This is a genomic window from Arthrobacter sp. 05T444, from assembly GCF_056395905.1.
This window is the reverse complement of sequence record NZ_JBFTKK010000028.1, coordinates 14172-37567: the sequence shown is the minus strand read 5'-3', so window position 1 is coordinate 37567 and position 23396 is coordinate 14172. Positions and strand designations below refer to the sequence as shown.

General features: G+C 65.9%; 24 protein-coding genes. 13 read left to right on the top strand and 11 right to left on the bottom strand.

Annotated features, from left to right (window positions below):
* The first annotated feature begins 174 nt into the window (after positions 1-174).
* From AC1DD3_RS19940 to ccsB, 5 genes are all read left to right on the top strand, one after another.
* On the top strand, positions 175-840 hold the full coding sequence (locus AC1DD3_RS19940) for a histidine phosphatase family protein (RefSeq protein ID WP_476882359.1): 666 nt from the start codon (positions 175-177) through the stop codon (positions 838-840).
* A 2-nt stretch (positions 841-842) separates the two neighbouring features.
* A complete protein-coding gene (locus AC1DD3_RS19935) occupies positions 843-1454 on the top strand; it encodes a TlpA family protein disulfide reductase (RefSeq protein ID WP_230120534.1) in 612 nt (203 codons plus the stop codon).
* Between the two features lie 14 nt (positions 1455-1468).
* Positions 1469-2224 (top strand): cytochrome c biogenesis CcdA family protein, encoded by a 756-nt coding sequence (locus tag AC1DD3_RS19930; RefSeq protein WP_230120536.1) that lies wholly within the window; start codon positions 1469-1471, stop codon positions 2222-2224.
* 224 nt (positions 2225-2448) lie between these two features.
* The gene (resB, locus tag AC1DD3_RS19925; RefSeq protein WP_230120570.1) at positions 2449-4050 is read left to right on the top strand and encodes a cytochrome c biogenesis protein ResB; all 1602 of its coding nucleotides are present in this window, start codon (positions 2449-2451) and stop codon (positions 4048-4050) included.
* The gene (gene ccsB / locus AC1DD3_RS19920) at positions 4050-5213 is read left to right on the top strand and encodes a c-type cytochrome biogenesis protein CcsB (RefSeq protein ID WP_230120545.1); all 1164 of its coding nucleotides are present in this window, start codon (positions 4050-4052) and stop codon (positions 5211-5213) included. Before resB ends, ccsB begins: the two co-directional genes overlap by 1 nt.
* Before the next feature lie 265 nt (positions 5214-5478).
* Here the strand turns inward: ccsB and AC1DD3_RS19915 are convergent, their stop codons facing one another.
* Positions 5479-5898 (bottom strand): PLD nuclease N-terminal domain-containing protein, encoded by a 420-nt coding sequence (locus AC1DD3_RS19915; RefSeq protein WP_476882358.1) that lies wholly within the window; start codon positions 5896-5898, stop codon positions 5479-5481.
* Positions 5899-6154: 256 nt separating this feature from the next.
* Between AC1DD3_RS19915 and AC1DD3_RS19910 the strand changes: the two genes are divergently transcribed.
* Positions 6155-6541, top strand: a complete 387-nt coding sequence (locus tag AC1DD3_RS19910) for a DUF4229 domain-containing protein (protein WP_476882357.1) — start codon at positions 6155-6157, stop codon at positions 6539-6541.
* Positions 6542-6616: 75 nt separating this feature from the next.
* Here the strand turns inward: AC1DD3_RS19910 and AC1DD3_RS19905 are convergent, their stop codons facing one another.
* From AC1DD3_RS19905 to AC1DD3_RS19885, 5 genes are all read right to left on the bottom strand, one after another.
* Positions 6617-7498, bottom strand: a complete 882-nt coding sequence (locus AC1DD3_RS19905; RefSeq protein ID WP_230120551.1) for a 1,4-dihydroxy-2-naphthoate polyprenyltransferase — start codon at positions 7496-7498, stop codon at positions 6617-6619.
* Between the two features lie 110 nt (positions 7499-7608).
* A complete protein-coding gene (locus tag AC1DD3_RS19900; RefSeq protein WP_476882356.1) occupies positions 7609-8748 on the bottom strand; it encodes an AMP-binding protein in 1140 nt (379 codons plus the stop codon).
* Positions 8749-8823: 75 nt separating this feature from the next.
* Positions 8824-9777 carry a 1,4-dihydroxy-2-naphthoyl-CoA synthase gene (locus tag AC1DD3_RS19895; RefSeq protein WP_476882355.1) on the bottom strand — a complete coding sequence of 318 codons (954 nt, stop codon included), beginning with the start codon at positions 9775-9777 and terminating at the stop codon, positions 8824-8826.
* Between the two features lie 21 nt (positions 9778-9798).
* On the bottom strand, positions 9799-10239 hold the full coding sequence (locus tag AC1DD3_RS19890; RefSeq protein ID WP_230120556.1) for a VOC family protein: 441 nt from the start codon (positions 10237-10239) through the stop codon (positions 9799-9801).
* Between the two features lie 42 nt (positions 10240-10281).
* On the bottom strand, positions 10282-11043 hold the full coding sequence (locus tag AC1DD3_RS19885) for a CPBP family intramembrane glutamic endopeptidase (protein ID WP_230120558.1): 762 nt from the start codon (positions 11041-11043) through the stop codon (positions 10282-10284).
* 354 nt (positions 11044-11397) lie between these two features.
* Between AC1DD3_RS19885 and AC1DD3_RS19880 the strand changes: the two genes are divergently transcribed.
* Positions 11398-13119, top strand: a complete 1722-nt coding sequence (locus AC1DD3_RS19880) for an ABC-F family ATP-binding cassette domain-containing protein (RefSeq protein ID WP_476882354.1) — start codon at positions 11398-11400, stop codon at positions 13117-13119.
* Between the two features lie 141 nt (positions 13120-13260).
* On the opposite strand, the gene AC1DD3_RS19875 is transcribed toward AC1DD3_RS19880, so the two are convergent.
* Both AC1DD3_RS19875 and AC1DD3_RS19870 read right to left on the bottom strand, forming a co-directional pair.
* The gene (locus AC1DD3_RS19875) at positions 13261-15216 is read right to left on the bottom strand and encodes a hypothetical protein (RefSeq protein WP_476882353.1); all 1956 of its coding nucleotides are present in this window, start codon (positions 15214-15216) and stop codon (positions 13261-13263) included.
* Entirely contained in the window at positions 15213-15695 is a 483-nt protein-coding gene (locus AC1DD3_RS19870) for a hypothetical protein (RefSeq protein WP_230120564.1), read from the bottom strand. The genes AC1DD3_RS19875 and AC1DD3_RS19870 overlap by 4 nt, the downstream gene beginning before the upstream one ends.
* 386 nt (positions 15696-16081) lie before the next feature.
* Between AC1DD3_RS19870 and AC1DD3_RS19865 the strand changes: the two genes are divergently transcribed.
* Positions 16082-17542 (top strand): amino acid permease, encoded by a 1461-nt coding sequence (locus AC1DD3_RS19865; protein WP_476875375.1) that lies wholly within the window; start codon positions 16082-16084, stop codon positions 17540-17542.
* A 64-nt stretch (positions 17543-17606) separates the two neighbouring features.
* Here the strand turns inward: AC1DD3_RS19865 and AC1DD3_RS19860 are convergent, their stop codons facing one another.
* Together AC1DD3_RS19860 and AC1DD3_RS19855 are read right to left on the bottom strand one after the other, a co-directional pair.
* Positions 17607-18332, bottom strand: a complete 726-nt coding sequence (locus tag AC1DD3_RS19860) for a dienelactone hydrolase family protein (protein WP_476882352.1) — start codon at positions 18330-18332, stop codon at positions 17607-17609.
* Positions 18333-18434: 102 nt separating this feature from the next.
* Entirely contained in the window at positions 18435-18611 is a 177-nt protein-coding gene (locus AC1DD3_RS19855; protein WP_230119496.1) for a CsbD family protein, read from the bottom strand.
* Positions 18612-18740: 129 nt separating this feature from the next.
* Between AC1DD3_RS19855 and AC1DD3_RS19850 the strand changes: the two genes are divergently transcribed.
* The 5 genes from AC1DD3_RS19850 to AC1DD3_RS19830 all read left to right on the top strand — a co-directional run bounded on the left by AC1DD3_RS19850 (position 18741) and on the right by AC1DD3_RS19830 (position 22900).
* On the top strand, positions 18741-19202 hold the full coding sequence (locus AC1DD3_RS19850; RefSeq protein WP_230119495.1) for an SRPBCC family protein: 462 nt from the start codon (positions 18741-18743) through the stop codon (positions 19200-19202).
* Positions 19199-19888, top strand: a complete 690-nt coding sequence (locus AC1DD3_RS19845) for a pentapeptide repeat-containing protein (RefSeq protein ID WP_476882351.1) — start codon at positions 19199-19201, stop codon at positions 19886-19888. The genes AC1DD3_RS19850 and AC1DD3_RS19845 overlap by 4 nt, the downstream gene beginning before the upstream one ends.
* A 140-nt stretch (positions 19889-20028) precedes the next feature.
* Complete coding sequence (locus AC1DD3_RS19840; RefSeq protein ID WP_230119493.1) at positions 20029-21240, top strand: thiolase family protein; 1212 nt, start codon at positions 20029-20031, stop codon at positions 21238-21240.
* Entirely contained in the window at positions 21240-22028 is a 789-nt protein-coding gene (locus tag AC1DD3_RS19835) for an enoyl-CoA hydratase/isomerase family protein (RefSeq protein WP_230119492.1), read from the top strand. The genes AC1DD3_RS19840 and AC1DD3_RS19835 overlap by 1 nt, the downstream gene beginning before the upstream one ends.
* A 2-nt stretch (positions 22029-22030) precedes the next feature.
* A complete protein-coding gene (locus AC1DD3_RS19830) occupies positions 22031-22900 on the top strand; it encodes a 3-hydroxyacyl-CoA dehydrogenase family protein (RefSeq protein ID WP_230119491.1) in 870 nt (289 codons plus the stop codon).
* On the opposite strand, the gene AC1DD3_RS19825 is transcribed toward AC1DD3_RS19830, so the two are convergent.
* Positions 22897-23331, bottom strand: a complete 435-nt coding sequence (locus AC1DD3_RS19825; protein WP_230119490.1) for a YybH family protein — start codon at positions 23329-23331, stop codon at positions 22897-22899. The genes AC1DD3_RS19830 and AC1DD3_RS19825 overlap by 4 nt on opposite strands.
* Between the last annotated feature and the right edge of the window lie 65 nt (positions 23332-23396).

The following is a 23396-nucleotide window of genomic DNA, read 5'->3' as shown; positions in this document are numbered from 1 at the left end:
GACGTTGATGCCGCTGAAGCTTCATTGGTTGAACTATCAACTAACTGCTGCATCCAGTATAAACATGCATTTGCATCTTTTATTCCACCCGAACGGAACATTTCTTAATTTTCCTGAGTTCTACTAGATGTAGAAGATTTCGAATCGCCCAACATCTTTGAGAAACTGGTACACATGCCCCAAGCCACTGTTCATTTGCTCCGCCACGGCGAGGTCCACAATCCCGAGGGCGTCCTGTATGGCAGGCTGCCGGAATTCCACCTCTCCGAGCTTGGCCTGCAGATGGCGCAAACGCTCGCGGACCACTTCCGCGACCGTGCAACCCAGGGTGCAAAGATCGTCTACCTCGTGGCGTCTCCGCTGACCCGCGCGCAGGAGACAGCGCAGCCGACGTCCGAGGCCCTGGGCCTGGAGATCCACACGGACAAGCGCATTATCGAGGCCGAAAACCACTTTGAAGGCCTGAAGGTCACCAAGGCAGAGCTCAGCAAGCCCAAGCACTGGCCCAAGCTCGTGAACCCGATGCGGCCCTCCTGGGGCGAGCCCTACAAGGAGCAGGCAGCCCGGGTGCGGGCAGCCGTCCAGGACGCCCGGGCCAGGGCGATCGAACTCGGCGGCGACGGCGCCGAGGCCATCATGGTCAGCCACCAGCTTCCCATCTGGGCCACCCGGCGCAGCGCCGAGGGAAAGCCCCTGTGGCACGACCCGCGAAAGCGCGAGTGCACCCTGACCTCCCTCACGTCCCTCGTGTTCGACGACGACGGCACGCTCCTGCGCGTTGAGTACAGCGAGCCGGCCGCAGACCTTCTTCCCGGTGCCTCGAGCACCCCCGGAGCCTGACGATGACCCACATCCCCACAAGCTCCCGCCGCAGCGTCCTCGCAGCCGGCGGCCTGGCACTGGCGGCGCTCACGCTGGGCCTGTCCGCCTGCGCCCAGGAGGACGCGCTTGCCAAGCAGGCAAAGGCGGGAGACAACAAGAACTACGTCGCCGGGGATGGCTCGGTGACGGAATTCGCCGCCGCGGACCGCAAGTCCGCCGTCGACATCCAAGGCACCCTCTTTGACGGCACCGCGGTGGCGCCCAAGAACTTCCTGGGCAAGGTTACAGTGCTGAACTTCTGGTTCGCTGCCTGTGCGCCCTGCCGCGTGGAGGCGCCGTCGCTGGAAGCGCTCCACCAGGAGTTCAAGAGCAAGGGCGTGCAGTTCTTCGGCGTGAACCTGCGGGATGAAAAGGCCACCGCGGAAGCCTTCGACAAGACGTTTGGCCTCACCTACCCGAGCTTTGACGACAAGGACGGCGGCGTGCTGCTGGCTGTGTCCGGGCTTGTGCCGCCGGGGGCCGTCCCCACGACGCTCGTGGTGGACAAGAAGGGCCGGGTGGCTTCGCGCGTGCTGGGCGAGATCCAGAAGGGTACCCTCAAGGCCCTCATCGAATCCGCCGTGGCAGAGTAGCGGGCGGACCCACCGTGAACAGCCCCTTCGCCGAAGCCATCCTGAACGGATCCCTGCTGCTTGCCATCCCGGTGGCGCTCCTGGCCGGCCTCGTGTCGTTCCTCTCGCCCTGCGTCCTGCCCCTCGTACCCGGATATCTGGGCTACGTCACGGGACTGACCGGAGTCGATCTCCAGAAGCAGAAGCGCGGCCGCATGCTGGCCGGCATCGGACTCTTCGTGCTCGGATTCTCGGTGATCTTCGTGTTGCTCGGCGGCGCGTTCGGCCAACTGGGGACGCTGATCTCAGGCGGCCAGAACGCCTGGATCACGCAGGTCCTGGGCATCCTGGTGGTGATCATGGGTGTGGTGTTCATGGGCGGCTTCAGCTGGCTCCAGCGCGACGCCAAGATCCACGCTAAACCGCCGGCAGGCCTCTGGGGCGCGCCGCTTTTGGGCATCACCTTCGGCCTGGGCTGGGCGCCTTGCATCGGGCCAACCTACTCCGCCGTCCAGCTCCTGAGCCTCTCCGGCGGCTCGTCTGCGGCAAAAGGTGCTTTCCTGGCGTTTGTCTATAGCCTTGGCCTGGGCATTCCGTTCCTTCTGATCGCGCTGGCCGTGCGCCGCGGCGCGGGCGTGATGTCCTTTTTCCGCACCCACCGGCTTGCCATCCAGCGGACCGGCGGCGGCGTCCTGATCGTCCTGGGCCTCCTGATGGCAACAGGAGTCTGGGGAGCCTGGGTCACCCAGTTGCAGTACTGGTTCCAAACCGACGTGAAGTTGCCGATCTGATGAGCGAGCGTGTGAAGTCAACCAAGAACCCTCCGGCCGGCGAAGCGCCCAAGGCCGCGCCCGAAGGCGCCCCTGACGGTGCCGGCGGTAAAGGTGCCGGCCGTAAAGGCGCCAGCTCCAAAAGGGCCGGCGCAAAAGATGCCAGCGCCAAGAGCACCGGTCCCCAGGGCGCGGTGAAGGCGGCCAAGGCCAGCGCGGCGCTGCCTGCCCTCGGAATCCTAGGCATGCTCCGCTGGGCCTGGACGCAGCTGACCAGCATGCGCACCGCGCTGTTCCTCCTTCTCCTGCTGGCTGTGGCGGCGGTGCCTGGCTCTCTGTTCCCGCAGCGGCCGGCCAACCCCTCGATCGTCACGCAGTACATCAAGGACCACCCGGACTACGGCAAGCTGCTGGACTCCGTGCAGCTCTACGACGTCTACTCGTCGGCCTGGTTCTCGGCCATCTACATCCTGCTGTTCATCTCGCTGATCGGCTGCGTGGTGCCCCGCGCCATCGCGCACTACCGGGCCATGCGCTCCCAGCCGCCGCGCACCCCGCAACGCCTCTCCCGCCTTCCGGAGTACGGCACACTGGTGCTGCCCGCAGAAGCCGGGGTCCCGGCGTCGGACGCCATTGAAGACGCAGCGGCGCTGCTCAAGAAACGCGGTTACCGCGTTGACGTACGGCACGACGACGGCGCGCGGCCGTCTTTGGGGGCGGAGCGCGGCCTCCTCAAAGAGGTGGGCAACCTCGTCTTCCACACTTCGCTGATCGGCGTGCTGGTGTCCGTGGCGATCGGCGGGCTGTTCGGCTACAGCGGGCAGCGGATCCTCGTGGAGGGCGACACCTTCGTGAACACGCTGGTGGGCTACGACCAGTTCACCCCGGGCACCAACTTCCAGAGCAGCCAGCTCCAGCCGTACTCCATCCAGCTGAACAAGTTCCGGGCCACGTTCGACCGCGAATCCAAGGGCAAGTATGGCCAGCCCATCGACTTCACCGCGGACGTCACCACGAAGGAAAACCCCGGTGCCCCGGCCAAGAAGGAAGTCCTCAAGGTCAACGACCCCCTGACCCTCGGCGGCACCAGCATCTACCTGACGGGCAACGGCTACGCACCGGTGGTCACGGTCCGTGACGGCAAGGGAAACATCGCCATGCAGGGACCCGTGGTGGCCAAGCTTCAGGGCGACAACTACTACTCGTCCCTGGTGATCAAGGTCCCCGACGCCAAACCCGACCAGCTCGGATTCGCCGGCTTCTTCCTGCCCACCGCCTTTGTGACCGACCAGGGCATCTCGTTCAGCGGGGACCCGGACCTCATCAACCCGCAGCTCAGCCTGAACTCGTACTACGGCGACCTGGGCCTGGATAACGGCGCTCCGCAAAACGTGTTTGAACTCGACGTCAAGGGCCTGACCCCGCTGAACGCCCGCAACCTGGCTACCAAGGGCATCACTCTTTCGCCGGGCAAGACCGTCACGCTGCCGGACGGCAAGGGTTCCATCAGCTTCGACGGCGTGAAGCGCTATGTCGGTGTCGACATCCACCACAATCCAGGCCAGGTATCCGCGCTGATCTTCGCGCTGCTGGCTGTCGGCGGCCTTGTGATTTCCCTCTACGTCAACCGGCGCAGGGTCTGGGTGCGCACCGGCAGGCATGAAGACGGCCGCACCATGGTGGAATACGGCCTCCTCGCCCGCGGTGAGGACCACCGCCTGGCCGGCGAAGCCGCCGCCATCCGCGGACTGCTCTCGAGCGCGTGGGACCTCGACGCGGACGGGCCCCAAAAACCATCCTCCATTTCCTCACCAGCAGGCTCAGCTGAGCCGAAGAAGGACAGTTAATGTTCCCCATCAACGAAACCATGGGCCAGTACAGCGAGCTGTTCATGCTCCTTGCTGCGGGCACCTACACGGTGGCGTTCATCGCCTTCGCCTGGGACCTGGCCAAGAGCAGCAAGGCGCTGCGCACCGTGGATCTGAGGGCGGCCGCCGCGGCCGGCTCTGCCTCCGATTCCTCCGAGGACGCGTCCGACGCCGGCGCGAAGGTTCCGGTGGCAGCAGGCGCCGCCGGGACGGCTGGCCTTTCCGGACGAGCCGACGCCGGCCGGAACACCGACCGGGTTGAGGGGCACCTGGCCGGGCCGGCAGGACGTGCCGAGCGGCCGTCGTCGTCCGTGGCCGCCAAAGCGCAGGGGAGCGGCGGTGCAGGGCAGACCGCTGACGCCAGCATGCTCTACGGCGGTGAGCGCCGCGTCCCTGCGCGCGTGGCAGTGGCCCTGACCGTCCTGGGCGGCGCGATCCACGCCGCGGGTGTGCTGACCCGTGCCATTGGCTCCGGGCGTGTGCCGTGGGGCAACATGTACGAATTCCTCACCACCGGCGCGTTCCTGGTGGTGGCTGTATTCCTTGCCGTCCTGATCCGCCGCGACCTGCGCTTCCTCGGCACGTTCGTGGTGGGCCTGGTGATCATCATGCTGGTGGCTGCCTCGGTGGCCTTCTGGACGCCCGTGGGCCACCTGGTGCCGGCGCTGCAGAGCTACTGGCTCGTCATCCATGTCTCCATCGCAGTGCTGTCCTCCGCGCTGTTCACACTGACGTTTGCCATGTCCGCGCTGCAGCTCGTGCAGTCGCACCGGCAGAAGGCCATTGCCGGCGGTGGCGAGGACAAGCTGGGCTTCATGCGCCTGGTGCCGTCGGCGCTGAGCCTCGAGAACCTCTCCTACCGCATCAATGCGATCGCTTTCATCGGCTGGACGTTCACGCTCATGTTCGGCGCCATCTGGGCGGAGAAGGCCTGGGGACGCTTCTGGGGCTGGGACACCAAGGAAGTGTGGACGTTCGTGATCTGGGTGGTCTACGCCGGCTACCTCCACGCCCGGGCCACCCGCGGCTGGACGGGTACCCGCGCGGCCTGGCTGTCGATCGTGGGCTACCTGTGCGTGGTCTTCAACTTCACCATCGTGAACCAGTTCTTCAACGGTTTGCACTCCTACTCGGGGCTGTAGGGCCTCTCCGAGGCCCTCGTTGGATCAACGGAACGCCGGTTGCCATAAAGGGCCGCTCAGCTTGGTTGCTGGGCGGCCCTTTGTGGCAATCGGGCAGCCTCTGCCTGATTCCTGTTCCTCTACGGCGACGGCTTTCTACTGGGACGGCATCCAGCCCCGGTCCTTCAAAGCTGCGCGCACCCGTGTCACCGCGTTCGGCTCCATGCCGGGGCGAAACGGAGGGGCACGCAGGACGCACTCAGACTGGCAGCCCAGGTATCCCGCGCTACTTGATCTCCGGGTTGCCCTCGGCGCTGGCGTCTCCTGTGGCGCCCGAGGTGCCGGGCTCTCCGGTGCCGCGGGCACCGCCGTCGAGCTTGCGTTTCTTGGCTTCCAGGTCGTCCTTCAGCTTCCGCAGCCGGTCCGCTTCAGCCTGGTTGCGGCGGCGCTGTTCCAGGTTGCGGAGGAAATCGGGGTCGTCATCCGGGGCCGTTGGATGGGAGTAGGTCGGCTGGACCGGGGCGTCATAACGCGGACGGCCGATTAGGAACCACAGGGCGGCGCCGATAATAGGGAGGAAGACAACGATGATGATCCATGTCGGTTTGGAAAATCCCCGGGTGAGCGTCGAATCAGTCCGGATCACGTCCACCAGTCCGTAGACGTATATGGCAAGAACGGCGACTGCAATCGCAACACGGAGCATGCAATCAAGTCTAGCTGTCGCGCGGGGTTGCGAAGATTACAGTATGCCCACAGAAGACGTCACCGATTTGCGCCGCTGAACCGGGGAGTTTTGGCCCGGATAATGCTCCCAAACGGCCCCGCAGGACTCGTCTGCCGGGCCCAAACTTCAACGGACATCGCAACGAATGACGCAACCGCCGCCGGGATCGACGGCCGGGCCGGCGGCCGGGCGGAGGGACGCGGAGGTTGCGTTCAGGGATCGCGGCTAAACTTGGATGGTGGCTTTTGTGAAATACTCCCTGATCCGGCTTGCCCTCTTCGCACCGCTCTTTGCGCTGTTCGTGTTCCTGCAGCTCGGGTGGCTTCTTGCTGTGGTCTGCGCCGGGCTGATTGCCTTCGCCATCAGCTACCTCTTCTTCCAGAAGCAGCGCGATGCCGCTACCGCCGCACTGCATACGCGCTTGTCTGGCCGCGCGAAGCCCCTGCGCACCGCAGGTGAGGTCGCCGACGCCGAGGCGGAGGATCGTCTGGTCGATTCCCACCCGGATATAACGGTCCGCAACGACACTAGGAAAGAAGCACCCCGCAAGAACGACCCGCGCAGCCAAGACCCGCGCAGCCAAGACCCGCGCAGCCAAGACCCCCGCAGCAAGGAAGCCTAGAACGCTCTCCGCGCAGGCCCGCCGGACCGTGGCGGCCGCAAGCCCAGCCGGACCGTGAACGGCAGCGCCAGAGCCTTACAGCCCGTGGCTCAGTACGAGTCCCAGTGAGAACAGGGCCGCATAGCCCAGGTTGATGAGGCCGGTCTGTTTCAGTACCGGGATGAGGCTCTTGCGTTTGCGGCCGTTGATCATCAGCCAGGCGGGCATGAGGCTTGCCGGGATGAGCAGCAGGACAATCAGCATCCATGGCCGCGTGGGCGCGAGGATCACCACGAGCAGGATTGCTACGGCGAGCATCAGCACGTAACTTTCGCGGGCGTGCTTGTCTCCCAGCCGCACGGCCAGTGTGCGTTTCCCGGCCTGGATGTCGGAGGGGATGTCGCGGACGTTGTTAGCCATCAACAGGGCGCACGCGATGAGGCCGGTGCCTATCGCGCCCACGACGGCGGGCAGGCTGATCTGCCCGGCCTGGGTGTACGTGGTCCCCAGGGTGGCCACGAGCCCGAAGAAGACGAACACGAAGACGTCGCCGAGGCCCATGTAACCGTACGGGTTCTTGCCCCCGGTGTAGCCCCATGCCGCCATCACGCAGCCCACGCCGACGAGAAGCAGCCACCACGTCTGGGTGATGATGATGAGCGCCAGCCCAAACAGCATGGCCACGCCGAAGGCGGCGAACGCCGCGTACTTGACGAGCTCCGGGCGCGCTGCGCCTGATCCGACCAATCGCAGCGGCCCCACGCGGTTTTCGTCGGTGCCGCGTACTCCGTCCGAGTAGTCGTTCGCGTAGTTGACGCCGATCTGTAGCAGCAGGGCCACCAGGGCCGCCAGAATGGCGTTGAGCGGGCGGAAGGCGTCCATTTCAAAGGCCGCCGCCGTGCCGATCACGACAGGGGCGATCGCTGCCGGCAGGGTGCGGGGCCTGGCGCCTTGGATCCATTGTGCGGCTGTGGCCACGGTGAGTACCTCGTGTTGGTTCGGTGGGCATTGCACGCGCAGGAAGCGCGGCCGGAGTGGTGCAGGGAACTGCGATGCCGAGGGAAGGCCCGCGGCGGAGCGGAACCAGTCTATTTTCCCTGATGAAGGGCGTTCAGCCGTTCAATCATGGCGAGCCTGTCCGGTTTGCCATTGGGCAGCATGATCAGTTCGTCCGCGGGAAGGACCGTCTTGGGCGCCAGAAGTCCCAACGTGCGGTGCCACTGCTCAGCCAAGGCGGCACCGTCGACGCCGGACGAAGGTCCGCCGGCCACCGCAACGTAGGCCGCAACGGCCTGACCCCATTTCGCGGACTGGACGCCGGCCACGAAAGCCGCCGTTACGCCGTCGGACTTTTCCAGCTCCGCCTGGACGTGCGCGGCGGAGACTTTGACGCCGCCGGTGACGACCACATCGTCGGCGCGGCCCAGCACCGTTAGCCGGCCGTCGGCGTCGAGCGTTCCGAGGTCGTTGGTGCGGTACCAGCGGCCTCCGTCGTCATCGGCGAAGGCCTCAGCTGTCAGCCCCGGAGCCTCGAGGTATCCAGCCGCCAGGGTGGCACCGCCAAGGTGGATGCGGCCGTCCTCGGCGAGCCGGACGGCGACGCCTTCGAGGGGATAGCCGTCGTACACGCAGCCGCCGCAGGTTTCTGCGGCGCCGTAGGTGGTGATGACACGGAGCCCGGCGTCGCGCGCAGCGTCAAGGAGCGCAGCAGGGGCCGGTCCGCCGCCGACGAGGATGCCGTTGAAGCGGCGGAGCACGGCAAGCGTGTCGGCCGACGGGTTGTCCAGCAGCCGCTGCAGCTGCGTGGGCACCAGGGACGTGAAGCGGATCTTGTCCGTCAGCTCCAGCGCGGCAGCGGTGAAGGCGTCTGTGGTGAAACCGTTGGACAGGTCCATGGCCCAGGGCCGGGTGCCGGCGAAGAGCGAACGCACCAGCACCTGAACGCCGGCCACATACTGCACGGGTAGGGCCAGGAGCCACTGGCCCTCGCCCTTGAGCGCGAACGCGGTGGCCATTGAGGACGCCGCGAGCGCATCAACCGTCAGCACCGTGGCCTTGGGCACGCCGGTGGACCCGGAGGTGCGGACCACCACGGCGGCGTCCTCGATGCCGGGTGTCTCGACAAGCGTCACCAGCACTTCCCCGTTGTCGCCGGCGGAAAGCTCGACGGCGGGGCCCTCACCGTGGAGGGCGGCCGCCAATGCCTTGAGCGCTGGGTCGATGTTCACGCTGTGCTCCTTGGGGATGTGTGCCTTGGAAACGTAGGCCTGGGAATCATGGGGCTGCCTTTGGGCTGGTGCTGCTTAGAAGTAGTGCGGGAACCTGGACCAGTCCGGATCGCGCTTCTCGAGGAACGCCTCTTTGCCTTCCACGGCCTCGTCGGTCATGTACGCCAGCCGGGTGGCTTCGCCGGCGAAGACCTGCTGGCCGGCCAGGCCGTCGTCGGCGAGGTTGAACGCAAACTTGAGCATGCGGATGGCCTGGGGCGACTGCTTGGCGATGTCAGCGGCGTAGTCCAGCGCCACTTCCTCGAGCCGTTCGTGGTCCACGGCTTCGTTCACGGCGCCCATCCGCACCATGTCCTCGGCAGTGTATTCGCGGGCCAGAAAGAAGATTTCGCGGGCTGCTTTCTGGCCGATCTGGCGCGCCAGCAGTGCCGAGCCGTAGCCGGCGTCGAAGCTGCCCACCGTGGCGTCGGTCTGCTTGAACTTGCCGTGCTGGCGGGAGGCGATGGTGAGGTCCGAGACCACATGGAGGGAGTGCCCGCCGCCGGCCGCCCAGCCGTTAACCACCGCGATGACAACCTTGGGCATGGTGCGCATCAGCCGCTGGACTTCCAGGATGTGCAGCCGGCCGGCGCGGGCGGGATCGATGGTTTCCTGGGTCTCGCCGTCGGCATAGCGGTATCCGTCGCGGCCACGGATCCGCTGGTCGCCGCCGGAACAGAACGAATGCCCGCCGTCCTTGGGGGAGGGGCCGTTGCCGGTGAGCAGCACCGTGGCCACGTCAGGGCTCATCCGGGCGTGGTCCATGGCGCGGTAAAGCTCATCAACTGTGCCGGGGCGGAAGGCGTTGCGGACCTCGGGGCGGTTGAAGGCGATCCGGACGGTGGGCAGGTCCCGCACCACCGTGCCGTCTTCGGAGCGCTCCACCTGCCGGTGGTATGTCATGTCTTGGAAGTCGTCGAAGCCGGACACGGTGCGCCAGCGCGACGGGTCGAACACATCGGATACCTTGGCAGGGATTTCGTTGCTCACCGTCCAAGTCTAGTAATCGCGTTAGCTGATGCAGAACTCGTTGCCTTCGGGGTCCGCCAGGGTGTGCCAGGAATGCGGTCCCTGGCTTGCTGTCCAGAGGAAGGTTGCGCCACGCGCCTCAAGTTCGGTGCGGACCTCGTCCTTGTCACGGCCATCCAGGCGGACGTCCCAGTGCACCCGGTTCTTCACGGTCTTTTCTTCCAGGGATATCTGGAACAGCATGCGACGCTCCGGCGTCTTGGCGTCGAGTTCCTCCACCGGGCGGATCGCCGCGCCGTCCCGCCACACGAGCCTGCCGCTGTGGGTCAGGGTGTCAGCGTCCGTGGCGTAGCCCTGCTCAATCATGGAGCGGATGAAGGTCCCGTCCTGTGGTTCCACGGCCCAGCCCAGCGTTTCGGCCCACCAGTCGGCGAGATCGTGTGGATTTTTGGAGTCGACGGTGATCTGAATGTTGAGTCCCATGGGACAAAACTACGACGACGGCGGCGCCTCCGGATAGGGTCCCTACCCCTGGACCTGCTGCAGCTGATCAAGAAGTTCCGGCGGGATGCTGTAGAGGAAGACGGCCGCCAGCAGGTTCTTGGCGGCATGGACGAAGTACGAGAACATCAGGTTCCGGCCCGTCCACACGTACACGAACACGAGTGTGGCACCCATGGCCAGGTACGGCATGAGGGCAGCGACGGTGAGCGCCTCCTGGCCCACGATGTGCAGGGCGGCGAAGAGCACCACGGACAGCGCGCAGCAGATCCAGATGTTGATCCGCCTGCTCAGCTTGCCGATCAGCAGATGGCGGAAGATGTACTCCTCCACAAACGGACCCACCACCACAATGAGGGGCACCATGAGCCACGCAGGCACTTGCTGGATGAGCGCCTGGAGCCCGGCCTGGTTGGCCGACGTTTCCGACGTGCCACCCATCACCACAAGTACGGCGGTGAAAATCATCATCGCCACGACGGCCAGCGGCACCATCGCGGCGGTGAACCACGGCCTCGTGGCCAGCACCCTGAGGTCCCGGGCCACCACTCGTCGGGCGGCGAACAGCGCCAGGACGCCGACGCAGCCGTAGAACAGGAGGTTGACGCCGTACGACGCTGCGGCCGGGCTCGGGGCGATCAGCCTGAGCAGTGGAATGATCAGCTCCCCGGCCACGGCGAAGAAGGCGGCGACCGCCACGTACAGTGACACGGCGGTGAAATCGAGCGGCGAAAAACGGTAGAGTTCCGGGCGCTGAGCGGGGAGAAGCCGTCGGGTAGTCACCATGGTTCCAGCGTAGCCGGGATGTCCGGCTACGACTCATGAGAATCCGACGGCGGTGCCCGCCCTCTTGCTCTTGAGACGCCGACGACGGTGCGCGCCCTCTTGCTCTTGAGAAGCCGACGACGGTGCCCGCCCTCTTGCTCTTGAGAAGCCGACGACGGTGCCCGCCTTGACGGCATCGCCGCCGCCGGGCACGCTGGAGGCATGAAGTCCTAGCCGGCGGTGCTGGCGCACGCCCGCGCTGCACGCAAAACACCCCGCAGAGCGCCAGGCCGCTTGGAGCGCCGGGCCCCGTAGAGCCGCTGGCTCGCTCAAGGAGTGGCGCCTGGGCCACCCTCCTGATTTCAAGGACTTCACATGACTGAACAGACTTCCCACGCCGAGCAACTGCACCTTTCCGGTGTCTCGCACGGCTACGGAGACCGCGAACTCTTTACCGGCGTCGGGCTGGTGATTGCCCCGGGGGAGCATGTGGCGATCGTCGGCGAAAACGGTGCCGGCAAGTCCACCCTGCTGAGGATTCTTGCGGGACTTGAGAGACCTGACGCCGGAACCGCCGTCAGCCACGGGCGTGTGGGCTACCTAGCCCAAACCTCCGGCCTCCCGGCGCGGCTGACCGTGGCCCACGCCATCGACGACGCCCTGCGTGCGCTGCGCGACATGGAAGCCGAATTGGAACGGCTGGAGTACGGGCTGGCCGCTGCAGAGGCCAACGACCTTGAGGCGTACGGCAGCCTCCAGACCCAGTACCAGTTGCGGGAGGGGTACGCCGCGGACTCCAGGGTGGAGGCGGCGCTTGACCGGCTGGGCCTCGGGGGCGTGGACCGGAACCGGACGCTGGGATCGTTGTCCGGCGGAGAGCAGGAGCGCGTTGCGCTGGCCTGCCTGCTGGCAGATCCTGCGGACATCCTGCTCCTGGACGAGCCCACGAACCACCTGGATGCGGGCGGCACCGCCTGGCTTGAAGCACGGCTGGCATCGCACCGCGGCGCCGTGGTGGTGGTTTCGCATGACCGTGTCCTGCTCCGGAAGGTAGCATCCACCGTGATCGAGGTGGACGCCGAACGCCGCGCCGTGAACCGCTATGGCAACGGATACGACGGCTATCTGAAGGAGAAGCGGGCAGAACGGCAACGCTGGGTGCAGCAGTACCACGGCTGGATCGATGCCATGGCTGCCGAACAGAGGCAGGCGGACACCGTCGCGACCAAGATGGGCTACGCCCGGCAGCGTGACGGCGACAAGATGGGCTTCGACTTCAAGGCGGGCACCTGGGAGCGGGCCGCCACGAGCAAGATCCGCAACGCCCAGGAGCGGCTCCGGCGCCTCGAAGCGAATCCGGTGGAGCGTCCCCCGGAACGGCTGAAGCTGGAGGCAGGACTCGACGGCGGAGGGGCTGCCGGGAACGCGGAGGGCGAGCCCGGCCTGGCCCTGAGGATCCGCGGCGTGCGCGTGCAGGGCCGCTTGGAGCTGCCGTCGTTCCGCGTGGAACGCGGCCAGAAGATCCTGATCACTGGTCCCAACGGTGCCGGCAAATCAACACTGCTCTCCGTGCTTGCCGGCACGCTGGAGGCACCGGTTGGCAACGTGGAGCGGAGCGGGCGGATCGGCTATTTGCAGCAGGAGCTCGAGCCGCCGGAACGCCCCGGGCTGCGGCTGCTCCCTGCTTTCGCCGCGGGACTGGGCGGCAACATTGACGATCACGCCGAAGCACTGCTGCGCCTTGGCCTTTTCCGAACGAGTGAATTCCATGTCCCGGTCGGCGGGCTGTCGGCAGGCCAGCAGCGCAGGTTGGCGCTGGCACGGCTGCTGCTCGGTCACAACGACGTCATGCTGCTGGACGAACCCACCAATCATCTTGCCCCTGTGCTGGTGGAAGAGCTGGAGACTGCACTGGCCGGATTCAGCGGGACGCTGGTGATGGTGAGCCATGACCGGGCCCTGAGGCAATGGTTCAGTGACTGCGCTGAACGGTCCGCGAACCCTGTGCGCGGAACGGAAACGGAACGGCCCCGCGGCGCCTGGCTGAGGTACACCATGGACCGCGGCGTGCTCGCACCCGCGCCCGTGGCGGCTTAGCGAGCCCGCAGGCGGGCTGACCCGACGCCGGGCAACCTGCCCGCGCCGTCGGAAAGCCGGCAAACACAACTGGCGCCCGGTTCCGGCGGCTCGGGGCCGCCGGAACCAGGCGCCAGCGTGACTTGCTGACGTCCGTTCGCTTCAGCGGAAGAGGGCGCTGTAGGTCCCCATGATGATCCGGTCGCCCGGCGTTGACTTCCTGATGTAGTCAACAACCGCCCAGTCGTCCAGCGAGATGCAGCCCGCCGTCGGGACCTTGTTCATGTGCAGGAAGATGGCGAAGCCGGCGTTCTGCACAATGTTGGGGCGGTTGTAGTTGACCACCACGCCCTGCCGGTAGTCGTGCGTGGCGCGGGTAGCGAAGTACCACATGTTCTCGTCCCAGCCCACCCAGGACGAGGACTCGAAGTACTTGTTGTACGTGGCGGTCCACGGGTTGCCGCCCCAGCGGGAGCCAGGGTTGAGGGTGCGGTAGGCCAGCTTCGTTCCCGGGTTGCCCAGGCCGAAGGCCTCCGTTACCGAGAACGAGCCGGTGGGCGAGTAGAGGTAACGGGTGGGACCGGACGGCACGCCCGGCGGCTTGAATCCGGAGGCGCCGACGTAGCCGTCGGTCTTCCAGTCCGGAACATAGGTCCCGGCAATCCGGACGCAGTAGAGGTTTGTGGCCCGGGACAGCCCGTAGCCCTGCGTCCAGGTGAGGAGGACGCGGTTGGCCCCGTAGGTGGAGTACTTGGACCGCCCGTTGTTCAGCTTCTGGCATTCCGTCATTCCGTAGGTCCGTGTCCCGGCCCCTCGGGTGTAGCTAATGAAACCGCGCTGGAACCACTGGACGCACTGGGCGCCGACGCAATTTTCGTTGGCCACCGGATAGCCGAGCCAGCCGCCTGCCCCGCCGTTTGCCGTGAAGCTGCTGCCGATGGCTCCCTGCACGATCCACGCACGGGTGGCGCCGGACCAGTGGATTGTTCCGCCCTGGAAGCGCTGCCGGCAGCCGCCGGCTGCCTGGCCACAGGTCTCGTTGCCCAGCGGATAGCCGAGGAAACTGCCGGTGGAGCCGGTTGCGCTGTACCGGCCGCCGATGCCGCCCCGGACGATCCAGGCGCCGGTGGCGTGGGCCCAGTAGATGGCGCCGCCCTGGAAGCCCTGGCTGCAGCCGCCCGCGGTCAGCCCGCACCGTTCACTGGTGGTGGGGTAGCCCAAAACGCCGTTCTGCGCCGCGGCCGCGCGCCACCGGCCGCCGATGCCGCCGCGGACCACCTGACCGGAGGTCTGCGGGGACCAGAGAATGGTTCCGCGGTCGAAGGCCTGGGAGCACCCGCGGTTCTTCAGCCCGCAGACTTCACCCGCCAGCGGCAGGCCGACCACGGCTTCAGCTCCTGCCGCCACCCATGCCCTGCCGATTCCCGTGCCGGTAGAGAAGTTCAGGTACTGCGTGCCGGTCCAGACCAGCATTTTCCCGGTGGAGAACTTCTGCAGGGACTTGGCACCCATGGTGGCCTCGTCGCTGACCGGATAACCGAACGTGGGGAGGGCCCCGGCGGCATGCCACCGCGGTCCGGTGCGTCCGGAGGTGAGGAAGACAGTGTGCGCACTGGTGGACGACGTCCAGTAAATCGAACCGCCCTCGAACGTCTGGACGCAAAGTCCGGTTGCGCACTGCTCATTTGCTTTCGGCGCACCCAGGACGCCGCCCTTACCGCCCAGGGCAAGCCATTTTGCGCCTATCGCGCCGCGGGTGACGAACTCCGGGTCTGGTGCCGGATCCGGTGCCGGCGGATCAAGTGCCGGATCGAGCGCGGGACCCGGTGCCGGGTCGGGGGCAGGATCAGACGCGGGGGCAGGATCAGATGCCGGCGGCTCCGGCGTGGTCGGATCCGAGAGCCCTGTGCCTGGCACGTCTCCGGTTCCCGGCGCTACTCCTGGGTCTGTAGAGGAGCCCGGCTGCGTGGCCTCGTTTGTGGCGCCGGGACTGCCCGTATCAGAGGTCTGCGTCAACGGCGTCGCAGGTGTGGTGTCATCGGCGAATGCCGGAACGGACACAAGGGATCCGGCCGCGAAGCTCAGGAGCAGGGCAGCCGTCAGTATTCTTTTCTTCACGAAGCGTCCTCCACCGAGACAACGGGCTCACACGTGCCTTCTTGGCCGGTGGTTTTGGCAAAATTCTCAGCCGACACTTCGGCTGATTTTCCGGGTTGGAGCGTTTCCGTGATGAGCGTGTGGCCCTGGACAGCAGCGCCCACGGTCACCGCGACCGCCACGGTATACGTCTTCGCTTTGTCGGACGTGTTGAGCAGGGTTCCCTTGAAGGTCCACGATCCGTCCGGGCCCGCTGCGCAGGTGTGCTTCTGCAGGGCATCGATTGCGTTCAGCGACGTCGAGACGTCGGTGGGCAGTGATGGTGCGGTTGTTGGTGGTGCGGATACCGACGGCGACTGAGACCGCGACGTCGGATTGATTGTTGTTGCCGATGATGATGCAGGTGCCGATTGGCTGGCGCTTGGTCCGGCAGGACCAGAGCCGCCGCCCGAACACCCCGCAACTGCAAGCAGCAGCGCTGCAGGCAGTAGTGCTCTCATTCTCATAGTCCCCCCTGAGGAATGGCACGAATGCCATGTGCCACGCAGGCCGCGTGGTCGCCGGGGCGAGACGCACGTCCCTCCCCGTTGAGCTCAGGGTAGCGGTAATTGCGTCCGATCAGGCGTCTTTTTATCCATTCGAAATACAACCGGCGCAGGACGGCATCAAACGGCGGGCTGAACCCAATAATGTTGTGCGCGTCACGGAGCGCCCCGGAAATCTTGTACGATGGATGAGCCGCGCGAACCTTCGATGCTTCACGAGTTTTTGTCCTCATCCGGCCCTCAAGAGGGGTCAAACTGCGAATAATCGGTACAAAAACTCGAGGTTCCCCAACCGGCAATGCCCCAACCTGCGGCAACACCCCGACCTGCAAGGAAAAGCTGTGCCACAAATTACTCCCACAGAACTTGAGAGCCCGACGGCACCATCCATCGCCGTCGACTCGACCCTCAGCGCCGAGGGCTATAAGAAGACCCTGAGCGGCCGCCACGTGACGATGATCTCGATGGGCGGCGCAATCGGCGTCGGCCTGTTCATGGGGGCCGGCGGACGCCTGGCCTCCACGGGCCCGGCGCTGATCTTCTCCTACGCCATTGCCGGCGTGATCGCCTACCTGCTGATGCGGGCACTGGGCGAGCTCATCATGTACCGCCAGACGTCCGGCTCGTTTGTCAGCTACGCCGGTGAAATGTTCGGGAAGAAGGGCGCCTTCCTCTCCGGCTGGATGTACTTCATCAACTGGGGCATGACCGGAATCGCCGAACTGATCGCGATCGGCCTGTACTTCCAGTTCTTCTTCCCCAACGTTCCTGTCGAAGCGTCCGCCATCGCGGCGCTGGCGCTCCTCGTGGCTGTGAACCTGCTCAGCGTTAAGGCGTTCGGCGAATTTGAATTCTGGGCGTCCTGCCTCAAGGTCGGCGCCATCCTGATCTTCCTGGCTGTCGGCACCTTCATGGTGGTGACCAATGCCAAAGTCGGCGGCGGTCACGCCTCGGTGTCCAACCTCTTCGACGGCGACGGCGGCATGTTCCCCAAGGGCGCCCTCGTGATGGTGCTCGTCCTGAACGCCGTCATCTTCGCCTACAACGGCATCGAACTCGTCGGCATCACTGCCGGTGAGATGCAGAATCCCAAGCGTGAAGTCCCCAAGGCGATCCGCGCCGTCGTGCTCCGCATTGTGGTGTTCTACGTCGGCTCCGTGCTGCTCCTCGCCATGCTGCTGCCGTCAGACCAGTACAAGGCAGGCGTTTCGCCGTTCGTCACCGTATTCGGCCAGATGGGCCTGGGGTGGGTGGGCGACGTCATGAACATGATCGTCATCACCGCTGCGCTGTCGTCGTGCAACTCGGGTCTGTACTCGATCGGCCGAGTCTTCCGCACCATGGCCAACAACGGCCATGCCCCGCAGTGGCTCACCAAGATGTCCTCGCGCCACGTGCCGTACGCTGCCATCCTCGCCATCGCCGCGTTCTACCTCGTGGGCATCCTGCTGAACATCTGGCTCGGCGGCTCGCACGCCTTCGACCTCGCGCTCAACACCGCGTCCATCGGCGTGATCTTCACCTGGGGCGCCATCTTCGCCAGCCAGATCGCGCTGCGCCACAAGAAGGGCCGCGTCTCCGAGCTGCCGATGCCGGGCTCGCCCTGGAGCAGCTGGGCCGGACTTGTCGCACTGCTGGTCATCGCCGTGCTGATCGGCTTCGACACCATGACCAGCAAGAACGGTGAGGTCTTCTACCTCGGCCTGTGGACCCTGGCCACCATCCCGTTCTTCGCTGTGGTTCTGTGGCTGGGCTGGCAGAAGGTCAAGAACAACGAGCCTAAGAGCGAGCTGTTCAGCTAGTACTTGGAATCACGACGACGGCGGCGGTCACCTTCACCAGGTGGCCGCCACCGCTCATTAAGCCTCACGCCTGCAGATGCTTGGCGAAATGGTCCTCAATCCGCTGCCACGCTTCCGGGCTGGACCGCGGATCCGGGCCGATGCCCATGACCCTCATCAGCGGACGCAGCGCCCTCGGCCCTTCTTCCTCGTCGTTCAGGAAGGCGTGGCCGGCGGTCGGGAACTCCCTGACGTCGTGTTCGATGCCGAGGGACTCCAGCGCGGCCTCGAGTTTGGCGGCGGCGCCTTGGAGCGTCCGGTCCTTTTTGCCGTAATTTGCCACGACGGGGCAGGCGCCCCGGAGCGCAGCCTCCAGGTTTCCAGGCAGGCGTCCATAATTCACCGACGCGGCATCGAAGCCGTCGTTGGCGGCGAGCAGCGCGAACCCTCCGCCCATGCAGAAGCCGATCACCCCCGTTTTCCCGGTGCTGAGCCCTGAACCGCTGAGCCAGGACCGGGCGGTGGCCAGGTCGGTGAAGACGCGGCCTTCGCCGGACATCATGGAGCGCATGGTGCTGACGAGGCAGCGCCGCGTGCCGCCGTCGCTGAACAGGTCCACGGCCAGGGTCAAGTAGCCTGCCTCTGCCAGCCGGTCCGCGTGCCGCCGGGTTTGGTCGTTGAGGCCAAAGGCCTCGTGGATCATCACGACGGCCGGAAACGGGCCCGGGCCGTCCGGGCGCGCCAAGTAGCCGCCAAGATTCTTGGAGCCGCCGGCCGCCCTGCTGTCGTCACTCAGGTCTAGTTCCGTCATGGCCACAGTCTGGCAGACAGGTCGGACATTTAAACGACAAAACGGCGACGGCGGACACCCCCCAAGGAGAGTCCGCCGTCGTCGTTTGTGTGTCTGTAGGACCTAGTCGCGCCTGAACTCGTCCTTGACGTCTTCGCCGACCTTCTTGGCATCGGCAACGACCTGGTCCTTCTGCCCCTCGGCCTTCAGGCGGTCGTTGTCCGTGGCGTTGCCGGCAGCTTCCTTGGCCTTGCCGCCGAAGTCTTCTGCAGCGTTCTGAATCTTGTCTCCAATACCCATGGTGCTAACCACCTTCCGTTGCCGGTTGATCTGACAAAGCCGTTTCAGCCTAACACAAAGCATGCTTACTAATTCAAGGACGTGTCCGCCTGAGTGCTCAATGTCTGTGCCCGGGGCTAGGCTCGGAGGATGGACCACAGCACCAGTTTGACTCAACATGTGAACGCCAGGCCCGAGAAAGTGTGGGCAGTGATTTCCGACATCCCCGGTTCGGCAGCCACCCTCTCGGGCGTCGAGACCATTCAGATGGTCAGCGAGGGGCCTTACGGCGAAGGCACGCGGTGGAAGGAAACGCGGTCCATGATGGGCCGGCGTGAAACGATTGAAATGTGGGTGTCCCAGGTGGATGCGCCGCGCAGCACCACCGTCAAGGCATTGCAGGGCGGCGCGGACTACACCTCCCGTTTCACCTTGGCTGAGCGCGACGCCGGAACGGACCTTACGCTGACCTTCGGTGCCGAGATGCTCCGGCCCACAGCCGTCAGCAGGGTCATGCTGGCGCTGTTCGGAAAGATCGGCATGAACGTCACGCGGAAAGCCCTGGCAAAGGACCTTGCCGAGATCGCTGCAAAAGCCGAGTCGCTGCAGTGACGGGCAGGGCCGCGGGGAAGGCCGCCCGGGGGAAGGGGTTGAAGGTCACGCCGCCGCGGCTGTCTCCGATTCAGCTCGAGGGCCTGCGGGACGATGATGCGCCGGATTTCCGCAGCGGTGACAGGTATGACGCCGTGCGGTACAGCCGTGCGGATGCGGATGGCCTGGAGCTCAGTGGAATCGTCTTTGCCGAGTGCGAATTTTCCGGGATCTCCTTCAATGAAACCCAGCTTCGGGGTGCCAGCTTCCGGGACTGCCTGGTGAGCGAGGCCTACGCTCCCGTGCTCACCGCAGCCAGGTCCACCTTCCGCGACGTCGAGTTCAGCAACCCCCGCTGGGGATCCGCCGAGCTGTATGACAGCGGCTGGCAGTCCGTGAAGATCGACGGCGGCAAGCTGGATTTCGTGAACCTGCGCGGCTCCAGGCTGGCGGACGTCCTCATCAGCGACTGCATCATCAATGAGCTGGACCTTGGCTCTGTTACCGGCGCCCGCGTGGCCCTCAGGAACTGCACCATCGGAAGCCTGGACCTCAGCGGCGCGAAGCTGAAGGATTTCGATCTCCGCGGCACCGATTTCCGGAGCATCAGTGGACTGGATAGCCTGGCCGGCGTGGTGATCGACGACTACCAGCTCGGCCTCATCGCCCCGCTGCTGGCCGCTCATCTGGGGGTCGTGGTGGCGTAGCGCCGGGCGGCGCGACGTGTGCCGGCCGACCAAAACAGGCCCTTTGGTTGACCCTCCGGGCCCGCCGTGTAATCTTTATAGAACGAACGGTCGGTAATTTATTCGTATCCGGCCTCACTCCCTGCGTAAAGGATGTTCTCATGGTCGAGGCTTTTCTGGTTGGCGGCGCCCGCACCCCGGTGGGGCGATACGGCGGTGCGCTTTCGGCCGTGCGTCCTGATGATCTGGCAGCGCTGGTGGTCCGCGAAGCCGTGGCCCGCGCCGGTGTGGACCCGGACGCCATCGACGAAGTCATTCTCGGGAACGCCAACGGAGCCGGTGAAGAGAACCGCAACGTTGCCCGCATGGCCACGATCCTGGCAGGACTTCCCCTCCACATCCCCGGCATCACGGTGAACCGGCTGTGCGCCTCCGGCCTCAGCGCCATCATCATGGCCAGCCAGATGATCAAGTCGGGCGCCGCGGACATCGTGGTGGCCGGCGGCGTCGAATCGATGAGCCGGGCGCCGTGGGTGCAGGAAAAGCCGCACACTGCGTTCGCGAAGCCCGGCGAAATCTTCGACACCTCCATCGGCTGGCGCTTCGTCAACCCCGCCTTCAAGAAGGGCGACCTGTCCCGGGACGGCAAGATGACCTTTTCGATGCCGGAAACGGCGGAGGAAGTGGGCCGCGTTGACGTCATCTCCCGCGAGGACGCCGATGCCTTCGCCGTCCGCTCGCACGAAAAGTCCCTGGCAGCCATCGCGGGCGGCCGGTTCAAGGACGAGATTGTTCCGGTCACGGTCAAGACCCGCAAGTCCGAGACGGTCGTGGACACCGACGAGGGTCCCCGTGCCGGCACCACCATGGACGTGCTCTCCGGTCTCCGGCCGGTCGTTCCGGGCGGATCGATTGTCACCGCCGGCAACTCGTCCACCCTCAATGACGGCGCCTCGGCCATCATCGTGGCCTCCGAGGCGGCCATCCAGAGGCTTGGACTGACCGCGCGGGCACGTATCATCGACGGCGCCTCTGCCGGTTGCGAGCCCGAAATCATGGGCATCGGCCCGGTCCCCGCCACCCAGAAAGTGCTCAAGCGGAGCGGTCTCAGCGTCGGCGACCTTGGCGCCGTCGAGCTTAACGAAGCGTTTGCCACCCAGTCGCTGGCGAGCATGCGGCGGCTTGGGCTGGACCCTGGCATCGTCAACAACGACGGCGGTGCCATCGCGCTGGGTCACCCGCTTGGGTCCAGCGGGTCAAGGATCGCCATCACCCTGCTGGGCCGGATGGAACGCGAGGATGCCCGGATCGGCCTGGCGACCATGTGCATCGGCGTCGGCCAGGGTACCGCGATGCTGCTGGAGCGGGTGTAATGGCGGCTCCGGACAGCGCGAACGGATCCTTAAGCACCGAAAAGTTCAGCACCCTCCTGGTCGAAGAGCGCGACGACCGCGTGGTGGTGCTGCTCAACCGCCCGGAGGTCCGCAATGCCATCGACCAGCAGATGGTGGATGAGCTCCACGTGGTCTGCACCGCACTCGAGCAGAACCCGCGGATCCTGATCATTGCCGGCGTCGAGGGCGTGTTTGCCTCCGGCGCGGACATCGCCCAACTGCGCGAGCGGCGGCGGGACGATGCCCTGCAGGGCATCAACTCAACGATTTTCGTCCGCATTGCCAAGCTGCCCATGCCCGTCATCGCGGCCCTGGACGGCTACTGCCTGGGCGGCGGTGCCGAGCTCGCCTACGCCGCCGACTTCCGGATCGGCACTCCGGGCGTCCGCATCGGCAACCCGGAAACCGGACTGGGAATCCTGGCGGCGGCCGGCGCCAGCTGGCGGCTGAAGGAGCTCGTGGGGGAGCCCGTAGCCAAGGAAATCCTGCTCGCGGGGCTGGTGCTGCGGGCCGAACAGGCCCTGGCGGTCAGCCTGATCACCGAGATCCACGAGGCGCCGTCGCTGATGGAGGGCGCCCACAGCCTGGCCGACCGCATCGCCCGGCAGGACCCGCTGGCCGTGCGGATCACCAAGTCCGTGTTCCACGCGCCGGCGGAAGCGCATCCGCTCGTGGACCAGCTGGCGCAGGGCATCCTTTTCGAGTCGCAGGCGAAGTTTGACCGCATGCAGGCGTTCCTCGACAAAAAAACAGAGAAGAAGAAATAGATATGAGCAACTCGACCTTGCCGGCAAACCTTCCCGCCACCGTCGGCGTCCTCGGCGGCGGCCGCATGGGGGCAGGCATCGCCCACGCGTTCCTGATCACCGGGGCCAACGTCCTGGTGGTTGAACGCGATGAGGAATCCGCCGAAGCCGCCCGGGAACGGGTGGAGTCGGCAGCCGCGAAGAGCATCGAACGCGGCGCCACGGACGGAAACCTGGACGAAATGGTGTCCCGGCTCTCGGTGACCCTGGACTACGACGACTTCGCGGACCGGCAGCTCGTCATCGAGGCCGTTCCGGAAGACTGGGACCTGAAGGTCACTTCCCTCCGGGGAATTGAAGAGCGGCTCGGCGAGGATGCCTACCTCGCCTCAAACACCTCCTCGCTGTCGGTCAACGGCCTTGCCCGTGAGCTGAAGCGCCCGCAGAACTTCCTGGGCCTGCACTTCTTCAACCCGGTGCCCGCGTCAACCCTGATCGAAGTGGTGCTGGGGACGGCGACATCTCCCGAGCTGGCGGCCGCAGCGAAGCGCTGGACCGAAGCGCTGGGCAAGACCGCCGTCGTCGTCAATGACGCCCCGGGGTTCGCGTCCTCGCGGCTGGGCGTGGCGATTGCGCTGGAGGCGATGCGCATGGTGGAGGAAGGTGTGGCCTCCGCGGAGGACATCGACGCCGCCATGGTGCTCGGCTACAAGCACCCCACCGGGCCGCTGAAGACCACAGACATCGTGGGTCTGGACGTGCGGCTGGGCATCGCCGAATACCTGCACTCGACGCTGGGGGAGCGGTTCGCGCCGCCGCAGATTTTGAAGGACAAGGTGGCCCGGGGCGAACTGGGCCGCAAGACCGGCAAGGGGTTCTTCGACTGGAGCTAAGGGCGCAGCGAAAACATGCCCTTGTCTGTCTCCGGATCGATGGGCAGCGAGGAATGCTCGTGGGCGATCTTCCAGACGCCGTTCTTCTTCGCCAGGTTCACGGTGATGCGGTTGGTCATGGCCCGCAGTCGCTCGCCGTCCGCCGAAACGCCGGCGAAGGTGACGGCCGCATGTCCGAAGGCGACGTCATCCCCGACGGCGGACTGCACGTCGTTGAACTCGACCTGCACACGCTCGTCGCCCAGCGAGCCGAACCAGCCTGCCGCCATCCCGCGCCACTGGTCGATGCCCTGGTATTGCCACTGCCCCCACGAATCAAAGACGTGGATGTCGTCGTCGTAGAGCGCGGTGAAGGCCTCGACATCCTTGGCATAGACAGCCGCGGCGTAGGCGTCCAAGGCGTGCGTTACCGGGGTGGGCTCGTTGGTCATGGCAGCTCCTCTAGGTCTGTCGGATGCGGGAATCCTACAGCCGGCTCCTCAAGGCGGACCGGGCT

What these genes read in the sequence shown, in the direction of transcription:
- AC1DD3_RS19940 (WP_476882359.1), top strand. Translation starts at nt 175, where the DNA reads ATGCCCCAAGCCACTGTTCATTTGCTCCGCCACGGCGAGGTCCACAAT.
- AC1DD3_RS19935 (WP_230120534.1), top strand. Translation starts at nt 843, where the DNA reads ATGACCCACATCCCCACAAGCTCCCGCCGCAGCGTCCTCGCAGCCGGC.
- resB (WP_230120570.1), top strand. Translation starts at nt 2,449, where the DNA reads ATGCTCCGCTGGGCCTGGACGCAGCTGACCAGCATGCGCACCGCGCTG.
- ccsB (WP_230120545.1), top strand. Translation starts at nt 4,050, where the DNA reads ATGTTCCCCATCAACGAAACCATGGGCCAGTACAGCGAGCTGTTCATG.
- AC1DD3_RS19915 (WP_476882358.1), bottom strand. Translation starts at nt 5,898, where the DNA reads ATGCTCCGTGTTGCGATTGCAGTCGCCGTTCTTGCCATATACGTCTAC.
- AC1DD3_RS19910 (WP_476882357.1), top strand. Translation starts at nt 6,155, where the DNA reads ATGGTGGCTTTTGTGAAATACTCCCTGATCCGGCTTGCCCTCTTCGCA.
- AC1DD3_RS19890 (WP_230120556.1), bottom strand. Translation starts at nt 10,239, where the DNA reads ATGGGACTCAACATTCAGATCACCGTCGACTCCAAAAATCCACACGAT.
- AC1DD3_RS19885 (WP_230120558.1), bottom strand. Translation starts at nt 11,043, where the DNA reads ATGGTGACTACCCGACGGCTTCTCCCCGCTCAGCGCCCGGAACTCTAC.
- AC1DD3_RS19880 (WP_476882354.1), top strand. Translation starts at nt 11,398, where the DNA reads ATGACTGAACAGACTTCCCACGCCGAGCAACTGCACCTTTCCGGTGTC.
- AC1DD3_RS19870 (WP_230120564.1), bottom strand. Translation starts at nt 15,695, where the DNA reads ATGAGAGCACTACTGCCTGCAGCGCTGCTGCTTGCAGTTGCGGGGTGT.
- AC1DD3_RS19860 (WP_476882352.1), bottom strand. Translation starts at nt 18,332, where the DNA reads ATGACGGAACTAGACCTGAGTGACGACAGCAGGGCGGCCGGCGGCTCC.
- AC1DD3_RS19855 (WP_230119496.1), bottom strand. Translation starts at nt 18,611, where the DNA reads ATGGGTATTGGAGACAAGATTCAGAACGCTGCAGAAGACTTCGGCGGC.
- AC1DD3_RS19850 (WP_230119495.1), top strand. Translation starts at nt 18,741, where the DNA reads ATGGACCACAGCACCAGTTTGACTCAACATGTGAACGCCAGGCCCGAG.
- AC1DD3_RS19840 (WP_230119493.1), top strand. Translation starts at nt 20,029, where the DNA reads ATGGTCGAGGCTTTTCTGGTTGGCGGCGCCCGCACCCCGGTGGGGCGA.
- AC1DD3_RS19835 (WP_230119492.1), top strand. Translation starts at nt 21,240, where the DNA reads ATGGCGGCTCCGGACAGCGCGAACGGATCCTTAAGCACCGAAAAGTTC.
- AC1DD3_RS19830 (WP_230119491.1), top strand. Translation starts at nt 22,031, where the DNA reads ATGAGCAACTCGACCTTGCCGGCAAACCTTCCCGCCACCGTCGGCGTC.
- AC1DD3_RS19825 (WP_230119490.1), bottom strand. Translation starts at nt 23,331, where the DNA reads ATGACCAACGAGCCCACCCCGGTAACGCACGCCTTGGACGCCTACGCC.